Annotated in this window: 8 protein-coding genes and 2 pseudogenes; 1 reads left to right on the top strand and 9 read right to left on the bottom strand. The window is 36.7% G+C overall.

The features are described from left to right. Nucleotides 1-624 precede the first annotated feature (624 nt). From argJ to ACFFRD_RS27505, 4 genes and pseudogenes are all read right to left on the bottom strand, one after another. A complete protein-coding gene (argJ, locus tag ACFFRD_RS27520; protein WP_392478732.1) occupies nt 625-1,788 on the bottom strand; it encodes a bifunctional glutamate N-acetyltransferase/amino-acid acetyltransferase ArgJ in 1,164 nt (387 codons plus the stop codon). 150 nt (nt 1,789-1,938) lie between these two features. Beyond that, nucleotides 1,939-3,456 carry a response regulator gene (locus tag ACFFRD_RS27515; RefSeq protein ID WP_392478731.1) on the bottom strand — a complete coding sequence of 506 codons (1,518 nt, stop codon included), beginning with the start codon at nt 3,454-3,456 and terminating at the stop codon, nt 1,939-1,941. Between the two features lie 11 nt (nt 3,457-3,467). Continuing rightward, nucleotides 3,468-4,583, bottom strand: a complete 1,116-nt coding sequence (locus ACFFRD_RS27510; RefSeq protein WP_392483179.1) for a sensor histidine kinase — start codon at nt 4,581-4,583, stop codon at nt 3,468-3,470. Nucleotides 4,584-4,622: 39 nt separating this feature from the next. Then, nucleotides 4,623-5,006 (bottom strand): annotated as a pseudogene (locus tag ACFFRD_RS27505) (PAS domain-containing protein); the annotation flags it as partial. A gap of 1,094 nt (nt 5,007-6,100) precedes the next feature. On the opposite strand from ACFFRD_RS27505, the pseudogene ACFFRD_RS27500 reads away from it, so the two are divergent. Then, a pseudogene (locus tag ACFFRD_RS27500) lies at nt 6,101-6,864 on the top strand (transposase); the annotation flags it as partial. 66 nt (nt 6,865-6,930) lie between these two features. On the opposite strand, the gene ACFFRD_RS27495 reads toward ACFFRD_RS27500, so the two are convergent. The 5 genes from ACFFRD_RS27495 to ACFFRD_RS27475 form a co-directional block, all read right to left on the bottom strand. Continuing rightward, nucleotides 6,931-8,808, bottom strand: a complete 1,878-nt coding sequence (locus tag ACFFRD_RS27495) for a hypothetical protein (RefSeq protein WP_392478729.1) — start codon at nt 8,806-8,808, stop codon at nt 6,931-6,933. Nucleotides 8,809-8,876: 68 nt separating this feature from the next. Then, nucleotides 8,877-10,211, bottom strand: a complete 1,335-nt coding sequence (locus tag ACFFRD_RS27490; protein ID WP_392478727.1) for a condensation domain-containing protein — start codon at nt 10,209-10,211, stop codon at nt 8,877-8,879. 183 nt (nt 10,212-10,394) lie between these two features. Continuing rightward, nucleotides 10,395-10,700: a phosphopantetheine-binding protein gene (locus ACFFRD_RS27485; RefSeq protein ID WP_114080668.1), complete on the bottom strand. Its 306-nt coding sequence runs from the start codon at nt 10,698-10,700 to the stop codon at nt 10,395-10,397. 171 nt (nt 10,701-10,871) lie between these two features. Next, nucleotides 10,872-11,159 carry a 2Fe-2S iron-sulfur cluster-binding protein gene (locus ACFFRD_RS27480; RefSeq protein ID WP_114080669.1) on the bottom strand — a complete coding sequence of 96 codons (288 nt, stop codon included), beginning with the start codon at nt 11,157-11,159 and terminating at the stop codon, nt 10,872-10,874. Between the two features lie 49 nt (nt 11,160-11,208). Next, the gene (locus ACFFRD_RS27475) at nt 11,209-12,507 is read right to left on the bottom strand and encodes a hypothetical protein (protein WP_114080670.1); all 1,299 of its coding nucleotides are present in this window, start codon (nt 12,505-12,507) and stop codon (nt 11,209-11,211) included. Between the last annotated feature and the right edge of the window lie 4 nt (nt 12,508-12,511).

Here is a 12,511-nt window from a genome sequence, read left to right as displayed (position 1 = left end):
TACTGGCTAGGAAGTTTTTTTAATCTAACTCATTACTTCTGTAACATACTATATTACATTATGACTACCTGCGTCAACTTTTTTGACAAAGCAATTACCTCTTAATGTCCCTCCGCCATTTATCCATCTCTACACTTCTGCCTAATATCATGTCCGAAAGCACATAATCCCACTTTTGGCTGATGCCAAAGTTTCTCTCCCTGATAGTAAGGTGAGGTTCCGAATATTACCGATGCAGAGGGCAGCTATGCTGTGTTACTGAAGCTTTAACCCCAGCTATTGCAAATTTGTGTAGTATCTATCCAAGCTATAGGGCAATGCAGTTCAGTTAAGCATTTCTTTATTCTCTCAGTGCCCTCTGTGTCTCTGTGGTTCGTAAAAAAAATTGACTTTGACAAAGAGTTTTAGCCTTAACTGAACCGTATTGAGCTATAGGACTCATATTGGATTTTTGAAAAAACTCCGTACAACTCAAAAACCATTCTTTCCTATTGCCTATTGCCTCTTTCTTATCCACGCGAACAAAAATAAAATCGAATTCCTATATGTAGAGATGCGTTAACACAACAAGACATTAACGTAGCGGTTTGAAGCCCAGTGCAATTTCGCGTCTCTTCTTGTTAATCAAGTTGAGTATTTGCCATTAATTTCTATATAACCCTCTGAAAGATCGCAACCCCATACAGTTGCAGAAGCTTCGCCAATATTGAGGCTAACATGAATATCTACTTTGTCTTTGGACATAATTTGCCGCAATTGTTCTAGATTTTCATTAGTTAAACTACTAGGATAAACTTTCACGTCATCAAAACTAATAACAACTCGTTCTGGATTTATCTGCTGTTCATTTTCACATTTACCTATAGCCATCGCAACTCGTCCCCAATTCGGATCTGCCCCATAGACGGCGGTTTTTACTAATGGTGAATTGACAATTGCTTTAGCTACTTTTTTCGCTTGTACATAATTAATAGCTGAATCTACAGTCACCTCAATAATTTTGGTGGCACCTTCTGCATCTCTGGCAATTTTCAGCACCAATTCTTGTGCAACTTCTTGCAATGCGCTGGCAAAATCTGCTTCTGAAACTTCACCGGCTATTCCATTAGCTAGAATCACGGCGGAGTCACTAGTAGAAGTGTCAGTGTCTACACTCAAGCAGTTAAAGGTTTTATCTATAGTAGAGCGAAAAATAGAACGAAGGCTATTTGCAGAAATTGCCGCATCAGTAAAAAAGAAAGTTAAGAGAGTTGCCATATTAGGCTCAATCATGCCAACACCTTTGGCAATTCCTACCAGCTTGGCATTTCCTATTTGTCGTGTAGCTAGTTTTGATACTGTATCGGTGGTCATAATACCACGGGCTGCGGCATTAAAATCAGCAGGAGTCAATTTTTTCCCCAATCCTAATAAACCTGCTCGAATTTTTTCAATTGGGTAACGCCTGCCAATTACGCCTGTAGAAGCTATCACCATATTATGTGCAGCAATTCCAGTTTCCGTTGCAATCAATTCTAAAACTTCTTGGGCATCAGCAATGCCAACAGCACCATTAGCGACATTTGCATTTTTAGATATAACGACAATTCCTTGTACTTGTGAATCTTTTAAGTTGTCGCGGCTAATAGTAACGCTTGGCCCGGCGAAAAGACTTTGAGTGAAGACTCCATCAGCAACACAAGGAACTTCTGATTTAATAAATACAAAATCATCAGTTGTATCGCGTATTCCTAAATTAGTAATAAATGCACTAAAACCTTGGGGTGCGGAAGATATAGTTGATACCATTTTTCTAGATTTAATAATTTGCTTTAATTATCTCATACCATTGGCAAAAATATTTATAACATCAGTTATTAGAGATGTATATCTATCTATACACCTCTAATAATTTATGTGTAGGATAAAAATTAGGAAATTTTAAGAGAACCTAAATACCTATAAGAAATCAGTTAATGTAAGGGTAAATGTTGTCCATCCGTTATCGCTTTCTACTTGAATGTTTCCTTGCAATTGTTCGACTAATTTTTTTACTATAGCTAAACCTAATCCAGAACCACCTTGATTCCAGATATCTGCATTGGGGATGCGATAAAATTTTTCAAAGATTCGTGGTAACTCTATTGCTGAAATTTCTGCGGAATTACTGGTAGTAATAATAGTTTTTGCAGGCGTTTCCAAGGAATTGTGACTTACACTTAGGATAATTTCACCACCCGCAGGTGTGTATTTACAGGCATTATTAAGCAATTCTATTAAGATTCGTTCTAAGCTTATGCCATCTGAGAGCAGGGACGGGAGATTTGAAGGCAGATTCAACTTTAGAGTTTGCTGATGTTGTTGAACACGGATTTGAAATGGCTCAATTATCCAAGTTAAGAACTGCTGTAAGAGCAACGCATCTGGTGTGATAACTGGATAAGATGAGCTTTCTAGCCGTTGTAAGTCAAGTAGATCGTTAATTAATCCTAACTCGCGATCGCACTCGCCTTCCACCAGTTCTAGATAACGTTGAGCTTCATCTGTATCAGTAGACAATTGTATCATTTGAATCATTAGCTTCATATTACTCAGAGGCGATCGCAGTTCATGGGAAACTAAATTTAAAAAGTCATTTTTGAGTTGATTTATCTCTTCCCATTGCAACACAAGTTTCTCTTGCTCAATTTGCCTTTGACGCGCCTCAATCGCTCGTTTGCGCTCAGTAATATCTCGAAACACTAACACAGCACCCATTATATTATCTTTATCATCTTTAATTGGTGCAACGCTGTCATCAATTGGTATTTCTCCACCCTCTCTAGTAATCAGAATAGTTTCTGCTGGGAGGCTGACGATAATGCCATCTTGAAGGACTTTTACGATCGGACTTTCAATAGAGTTATGAGTATCTGCATTAGCAATATTGAATACTTCTGATGAATTTCTACCATAAGCTTCTTCCTGTTTCCATCCAGTCAGATTTTCAGCAACCGGATTCATGAAAGTTACCAATTCTTGCAAATCGCTAGCAATCACACCATCGCCTATACTTTTTAAAAGTGCATCCAGCCATTTTTTACTTACTTTTAATTGCCTTTCTAAACCATGTTTAGTGAGAGCTATTTCAATATTTGTTTGTAGTTCTCTTTCTTTAAAAGGTTTGAGTAGGTAGCCAAACGGTTCAGTTATCTTGGCTCTTGCTAATGTTTTATCATCTGCATAAGCCGTTAAGTAAATTACTGGAATATCCAAATGCTTATGGATTTCTTGGGCAGCTTCTATCCCATCCATTGACCCTTTTAATTTAATATCCATTAACACTAAATCTGGGGATATTTCTACTGCTTTGTTAATTGCTTCTTGTCCTGAAGAAGCAATTACAGGAACTGTATAACCAAATTTTATAAGTCGATATTGTAAATCTTTTGCAACAATAGCTTCGTCTTCTACAACTAAGATTTTTGCAGATGTCATATTTTAGTTTGTTATATTAATGTAAATGTCACCTGACACTTCACACCCATATCACCTTGGATATTGATATTTCCTGAAAGTTGATTGGTTAAAGCATCCACTAACTGCCAGCCTAAAGAAGCTATTTTTTGGAAATTAAAATTTGGTGGTAAACCAATTCCGTCATCACTGACTACAAGTGTAACTTGCCGATCTTGATTTTGGTTAATTTCTATATAAATCGTACCATTCCTACCTACGGGAAATGCATATTTCAAGGAATTAGATACAAGCTCATGGATAATTAAGCTACAAGGAATTGCCGTATCTAATCCGAGAAAAACGTGTTTGTCTATATTTAGTACCAGAGCGATCGCATCTTCATTGACTTCGTATGCAGTAAATAAACTTGCTACTAAATCTCGAATATATTCACCAAAATTAATCTTTGCTAAGTCTTGAGACTCATACAATTTTTCGTGAACTAGAGCCATTGATGCAATCCGTTGTTGGCTTTGTTGGAATATTACCAAATCGTGTTTGTCTTTAATATAAGCAGATTGCAAACTTAGCAGACTGGAAATAACCTGTAAATTATTTTTGACCCGATGATAAATTTCTTTTAATAACACCTCTTTTTCTAAGAGTGATGCTTGCATTTGCTCCTCCCACTGCTTGCGATCGCGTAGCGCAGCTTGCCGTTCGCTAATATCTTCTACTACATAAATAAAATATCTTGGCTCCCCACTAGGTTCGCGCATTAAAGAGACGGTGAGATTAACCCAAACTATGGAGCGATCTTTACAAAAATAGCGCTTTTCTATTGAGTAAGTTTGAATATCATCTGCTAAAATCTGGTAAAAATATTTTAGGTCGGCATTAATATCATCTGGGTGAGTAATATCTTGAAAAGCTAGCAACTGTAGTTCTTCGGGTGTGTAACCAAGAATATTGCAAAGCCTCTGATTAACTAACAACCACCTTCCATCTATTGCTACATGGGCGATGCCAACAGCAGCTTGGTGAAATGTAGCACGGAATCGTTCTTCACTTTCTCGTAATGCTTCTTCTATTCGCTGGCGCTCAGTAATTTCTGTCTGTAGTGATTGATTAATTCTTGTTAACTGTGCTGTTCGTTCCTCCACCATATTTTCTAGTTGATTAAGTAGACTACTTACTGCCTCCTCTGCTTGCTTACGCTCAGTAATATCGGTATGTGACCCAGCCATCCGCACTACATTACCATCTTCATCCCACAGTGCTTGACCTCGATCCAAAATCCATTTGTAAGTGCCGTCTTTACATAAAACTCGATGCTCAGTAGTGTAAAACGGTGTTTTCTGAGAAAAGTGATCTTGGACTGCTTGTGTTACCCAATCCAGATCATCTGGATGTACTCGTTTCATCCTTTCATCTAAATGGTTAGAAATTTCGTGGTCTTCATAACCAAGCATTTCCTTCCAACGGGCCGAGAAGAATATTTCATTAGTTTTAACATTCCAGTCCCAAATTCCATCATTATTGCCGCGCAAAGCTAATTGCCAGCGTTGTTTACTTTCCCTCAACACCTCCTCAGTTAGTATGCGTTCAGCAATTTCCTTCTCTAGTTGAGCAGGACTTGGTAGAGCCAGTGCCTTGGGTATTAATGGCACAAGCTCTATAGCCGTCAATACAGAGACAAAAGCGGTAATAGCTTTGAGTAACCCTGATAGCCAATAGGTAGGATACCAAAGCGTCCACACATCCATCAAATGGGTTGTGCCACAAGCAACAATGAATGTGCCAAACATCAGAAATATCCAGCCGAAAGGCACATCTCGCCGTTTACGGACAAAATAAACCAACATCACTGGGATTGAATAATAAGCAAGTCCAGTTAACACATCTGAAACCAGATGTAACCACACCAATTCTGGTTTCCAGAGGTAGCAATGTCCGTGGGGAATAAACTGGCTAGTAGAGAAAACATTATGTAAAAGTTCTATCATAATTTATAGGAGTGCTATCGAAATTGATGACACTCCTAAGATTTTAGCTAAATAATGGTGATTCACCGAACTAAATACATCCTTCTTCTATTACTTTCGCGAGAGAATAATATAGGATATTTACAGCATGATAATTTTATCACAAACCTTTATTTTAAATATTCTTTTAGAAAATAAACGTTCAAATTCTCGCTTTTTTATTTTTTTAAATTAATTGCGCTATAAAATATCTCAATGCTACACACTTACAATAATTATCACAACAAAAATAAGATTTTATATCCCATTTGACTGCTTCAAAATTAAGACTAACAGGATAACATTTACCTGCAACAAAATGTTGAAAGATAGAATAGTCGTTAAAGCTAGTCATTTCATAATAATTTTGTTGCCATTGTCGAATTTATTTAAATCCTATGCTGTTTAGTAATTTTCTGTAATCAAAGTAGTGAATTTTGCCATGTGAAAGTTTTGATGGCTTATCAATAATGAATAGCGATCGTTTATTTCATACAAGTAGCTTTAGTATGAGTCCATATAATCACACAAGCGATCGCTATTACCATCGAGGTAGCCTAAAAGTTATAAACAGATTTAAATACTGCCGTCAATTTCTTCATCTACCTAGAATTAAATTATTAAGAAGATTTAACTCTTCTTGTGATATATTCCATAACGGTGAGCTGAAACTCAAAACAGGTGTTGCACCAGAACGATGTATCTCAATCGAAGATGAAGAGATGAGACATGGACGTAAAAGTCAAAGCCAGCGATTTGATGGTTATAAATGTCATGTTTTACGAGATTTAGACAATGGGCTGGTTCGCGCTGTTGGAGTCACCAGAGCAAATATTCCTGAAGCATCAGTAACAGATGCGATTGCCATTGACTTAAAATGCCAGCAAGTGAATCTGGTTGAGTTACATATTGGCCGTGCTTATCTGAGTAGTTCCTTGGTTCAAAACAGAAGTGACGAACTGACTGTTTACTGTAAAGCTTGGCAAGTTAAAAACGGCTTGAGGTTTACCAAAACTGCTTTTACCCTTGATTGGGACAATTAGACTATTTGCTGCCCTAATGAGGTGGCTTTACCTTTTAGCGTCGGTGGCAAGTTCAGTTCCCAAAAAATATTTGTGCAACTTGTCCGTTAAGGGAGTGTTGTACTACTTCCAAAACTGGGCGTAGTGTTTCTATTCATCCTGATGAACCTTTATTTAGGGAATTACAACAACGTCAATTAACTCCTGCTGGTCGTGCCAAGCTCCGAGAACGTGTTGCTGTTGAGCATTCCCTATCTCATATTGGTCGATGGTAAACAGACCAAGCTTGTTATGTTGGTTCTCGCAAAAATCTATTTGATCTTCGCCGTACCGCCGTCGTCTATAATCTTCATATTCTTGCCAAAAATTTTACCTGCACTACTGAGAAGGCTGCTACTTAATTCTGATTACTGAATCGGTGTTCTAGACGAGGTTTAGTTGAATTTACTATTGCCTATTTCACAAATTTAGATTCTGCATTCTTCTATCTTCGATTTGAGAGAAGCAAAATGTTTTCCACCTAGTTCAATTTGCCCATCTGTACAACCGGTTTTCAATCTTTCGACTAGATAATCCAAATCATGAGCTATAAAATTTGTGCCATGATCTGGTTCTACTAAACTAACTAAAGATATATTTCTAGCTTGTTGTTCGACCAAGCTAGAAATACCTAGAAAGTTGAATACACCAGATTCATAGGTTCCACAAGGTACTGAAGGATTATTTACCCCAACACAGTATTCATTTGGTTTAAACCAATCAAATGCTGGGTAGCCGTGGAAATGAACAATTGGCGCACCATCTTTAATTAATTCTGGCGTATACAAAGCCGCAGAAAGACTAATTGCAAGCATGACATAAATATCATAAGAAGGTTTCATATCTGCTAACTCCGAATGAATCACTTTAGGGAGTTGGAGATATAGCTTTTCTTTCAAACCAATTCTGATAATATCGTCAGCGATATTCAAGTCTGTTTTATTTGACCCTGAACGAGAACTGACAAGCCAAATATCAGGTATTTGCCTAAATACATATTTGTCTAGGAGTTTGATTTTGGCATAGCGTCTACCTTTTTCATTTTGACGAATTTCGTTACTACTAAATCCTCTAACAGGTAATAGACTTTCCCACTCATTTTTACTTACCTCTATATCTCCAAAATATTGTGGAGGTTCAGCATAAGCAACAAAGCCATAAGAGACACCTGTTCTACCATTTATGATGACGCTGACAATATCTCTATGGGATTTTCTTTTAATCACTTCATTCAATTTAAAACCAGGAGGGAATAAACCTGTTGATGCCAATTCCTGACCCAACTTCACTAATTTTGCAGCATATATAGATTCTTGAGGATTATACTGTCCTAGCTCAAAGCGGCTCAGTAAAAGTGGAGCGATGGGCACAAAAACTTTAGGAATTAGTGATTTCAAAACAAACCGTTCTATCTCATTTTTAGAGAAAATAGAGTCTGAAAGATTCATGTTTAATATAGAAATTTTATCAGATGATACTCCAATAACAATTTCTGAAAATGTTCTGATTAAAGTGTTTAAGCCAATATTGATTTTTTGTTTATACGGAATCAGAGGGTTGATAAAATCATGGTCTATTTCAGTAAGCACAATCACTTGGGTTTTACTAGGATTGTCAACGTACTTAGCTGCATGATCCTCAGCCCAACTGCTCAATCGAGCCATTTTTATAACAGGTATTTTTCGACCATTTAAAACAAATTTAGAATAGAATTGATAGAGAAGCTCTGCTGTAAAAATACCAAGTTTTCTTAGAATAGAAGGATGTATTTCTACATCAATAATTGCATTAACTTCTGATTTAACTCCCTTAAACTTGAATTTTTTATTTTTGTTAATTATCGGAATTGTTAGGTCATAGTTAAATTCTGCGATCGCTTCCTCCCAAGATAAAACTTTGACTCCATAATCTATCAACTTCACTTCCAATTCTTGGCGAAATTTCCGAATCTCTTGATTTTTGTAGCTATTAGGCAAAGGTTTAAATGTAACTATCAGCTTTTGAGCCATAACTTTAGGATCGATAATTGGTGGCTTATACTCTACAGCTGATTGCTCTGAAAATCCTCCAATTAGACGACCAATAGTCTGTAAATTGAGTCCTTGACTTAAAGGGACAGAATCTAAATCAGTAGCGACATCCATCTCGTGTAGAAATGCCACAATCTCCGCTTTGCAAGCAACTATTTCTGCTTGCATTTCTAATGTGATTATGCCCTTGGGTGAGCGAATCTTTAATTTGTCATTATCAACCCACAAATGAACACCCTGTTGAGTAAGGTTTGCTATAATCTCTGATGCGTTCATAGTTTCAGAATCTCCTAATTGTTTCAAAGCATTGATTTTTTATAATATTAAATAAGCAATAAATATGCCTATTTGTACGTTAAAGAAGAGTCTAAATTCAAATTGCAAATTTCATGAATATAAGACATAACATTGTTCACAAGAAGTTCCATAGTGCTTTGGCTAATTGAAGGTTGAGAAAAAACAAAATTCAACAGCATTTTTCCTTGAAAAGTTGAGGCGTGGATAATAAAAACACCTGCATACAAAGCGTGGGAACCAGCGAAACTGATTTCTTCTAGTTCAAATTCACCGTAATATTTGGGTATATTTACTTTGCCAACATTAGAAACAGACACTGTGGCAGCTACTTGCTTGGGATAGATAAAACAAAAATCTATGAGATGCTTGGCAATCAAAATCATTTTCAAGAGATCACCGGATTTTTTACTAACTTCAAGTTTTTGTTTCACCTCACGGGCTAATTCCCAAAAGGACGTGTTTCTCCCTATAGTATGAAATCCCATAATAGAGGAGGCTAATACAGCCATCTGATCATCACTGATAGCTGGTTCGAGATGTCTCCTCAAATCAAAATATGATAGGCAGTTTACTCGTGTATTTTTGCTATTTCTTTTAATTATTTTTCTCCCTATTGTAAACAACATTACAGCACACAAAGCACTATGTACTGTTGTATTCTCTTGCCGACAATGATTTACAAATTTTTGGGTTAAGTCTTGGTCAAGTTGTCTGTGGATAATATTGCAACTACGCTTTGCAATAGATACATACTTTTCAAAACCTAATGTTTGTGGTCGATTCCAGATTTTTTGTAACCCAAGCTGCAATAAAAAGATAATACTATTTATCCTACCTCTGAATCCCTTAGTCCATTTGGGCATTAGTTCTTCGATAGGTGGAAGTGGAGTTAAGCTAATAACTGGATTAATTGGTTCACCGGACACAATTTTTTGACAATAAGTCAAGATTTCTGAGTGAAGTTGGATGGATGATAAACCATCTGCGATCGCATGGTGTATTGTTGTAATGAGGTAACTTATATGCTCATTACCTAAAAGATGAATAAGAACAACTCGCAGCAAACCTTTGCTACTATCAATTCCGTTGTTCATCTCTTCATCAACTACTTGTTGCCACTGCTCAATGTCTAACTTTTTTACAACGCGTAAAGCAATATTTGCTGTTTCTTGACTTTGAAAGATAAGACTATTTTTATCTCCAACAATTTTAGAATTTAGACGAGGATGGCGACATTGAATCATGTCTAAAGCCTGTGTCAGAGTTTCTTCGCAGATATAGCCCTTGATGCGACTAATAGTTACTATATTCCAGGTTTTAGCACGGCTATTTAAGATTTCCATAGCTTGCTCAAGGTGCCCCAGCTTTCTGTTGTAAATCATATTTACTTTTGGTTCCCCCTAACTATTAAATTATTTGCAAGCTTAGTTCTCGATTTAGGTTGTAATTATTGTTCGATAATCTGAACAACCTTTTGGTTAAGCTGTGCTAAAAACCTGAATATATTCATAGTTTCAAACTATCAAAATCTTTTTCTGTAAGCTGTTCAAGAACAGCTTTGATGTTCAAATCTCAAAAATCTCTGACTGCGAAGCTTTGGATTCTTCGGCTAAACGCTGGGATAGCGTTTCAATAGTGGGGTAATGCCACAATAAGATTGGAGATAGTTCAAAACCAAACAACTTCTCAGCTTTGCTAACAAGAAACATTGCTTGCGCTGACTCTAAACCATAGCTGTCTAAAGGCTGACTGACATCTATATCCTTGGGTTCAACTCCTAGCTGCTCTGCAATATGAGATACTAGCCAAGCTTGAATTTCTTCTGCGGTATAAGACTGCTTTTTAGTTGCCTCAGGAGTAGACTGACTCATTTACACACCTCTGAAGTAAAAAGAATTGGATATATAGCATTCCTAAATAGGATTGCTGTACTGGCTAAAACTTTTGAAAAGTCTAAGGTAGGAGATATTAGAAAAAGGTTTTAACTTTCGCTGCTGCTGCATATCTCCTAAGAGCATATCGAGCTATATAAAATTTGCCAGTTAATCCGCTACCCGAATACGAATATCACCCTGCACTACGCATTGACAAGCTAGGCGAACATTGGTAGTATCGGGAGCCAACACATCAAGCAAAATCCGCTCTTCATCCATCACAGGAGTTAGATTTTCTATCCCACTCACAACTTCTATGAGGCAAGTTCCGCAAGCAACACAACGACAACCAAATAAAATTGAACTAGGATGCTCATCACAAACCTTAGTTAAGCGTTGGTTTGCTTCAACTTGAACTGTTTTCTGGTCGTCTTCAAAATGAATAGACACTATCATCTCTAAACTCGCTGGTTTCACGAAAGAGGGTTAACAGATTTAACAATTGTTAAGCTACTTCAATAACTTTTTGAATTTCCTTCATTGCCAAAGCATCCTTGTAACGATCATAGAGATTACCTAGCTTACTGGTATTTAACTCTAGTCCCAATTCTTTAATAAGACGCTCTAGCTGCTGAGATTTGTATTGCCAACTCTTTTGTTCCATGTAACCAATTATATTGCGCCATTTTGAACTCACTTGTCTCCAAGAATGAACTAATTGATTTATATCTACTCGCTTATCAACTAATTCAGGATGGTGCAGAGACATACTTAGTGAGTTTAGCCCAATTCTAATATCAGTTAACATGATTCCTTGGGCAGTGAAGTCTAACTTCTCCAAATAAGTTGTGAAACTAGCGCTAATGTAGTCTTCCAAAATTAGCTGCATGAAATATCGAATGAAATCTTGACCCTCAGGAGAAGCTGCCCTATATAGTTCTACTCCTAAATCAAAGGATGTTGTGTAATGACGTGCTTCATCTGTTAAGTGACCCTGATTCAATTCAACAGCTAATGGTTCATAATCAAAGTTTTCAGGGGAATCAAATAAAAAAGCTTCGCTTTTTTTTAACTCGATATTAGCCATATACCGATAAAGTAGAGTCAAACTACCCAAGCCAATTTCTTGAACTATTTGGGCCGGTAACATCCTTATAGCATCCCCAATCATGAAGCGTAAAGTTCGATATGTAAAATTTTTGCCTTGCTGCTGAGTCTGTTCTACAATCTTTTTAAGAAAGTTTTTCCCCTTTTGAAGATTCAATAGAGTTTCATTTAAATCTTCATCAAAAGTAAAACGGGTATCGAAGTTGTCGAAATCTGATTGAGGTATTGCACCAACAGTTCCATAGAAAAAGCTAGGCTCATCAAATGAACTTTCAATTCCTATTTCTCGACAGACCATACTATACACGGTTCTAAAAGACCAAATATGATCCATCTCTTCATTAGTTTCCTGATGAAGAATCATAAATTCATCCGAGTAGGAAGCAAAAACTTTTTCAGCAACACTCATGTTGGATATGAGAGACTGATATTCGCTATTAGCAACAAACTTATAGAAATTAGCAAAAAATGTCGCAGATAAAATTGACCTTTGACGAGAATTAAAAGAAAATAAATACTCACAAATAGGTACGGGTAAGGGGAGCATTCCCGGATGAGAGTAAAGTTTTTCTCCTTTAATTCCCTGCTTGCTCATAGCTATAGCAACAGTTTTTAATTCTAAAGGCTGAGTATGTGCCTGCTCGAAAAGCTTATTTTGAATCTTGGGAATTCGGTTATCAATTTTAACAGTATTCATCTGA

Source organism: Nostoc sp. C110 (assembly GCF_043099725.1).
Taxonomy (GTDB): domain Bacteria; phylum Cyanobacteriota; class Cyanobacteriia; order Cyanobacteriales; family Nostocaceae; genus Nostoc; species Nostoc muscorum_A.
Note: the sequence above shows the minus strand (reverse complement) of the source record. Positions and strands in the feature narration are given on the sequence as shown.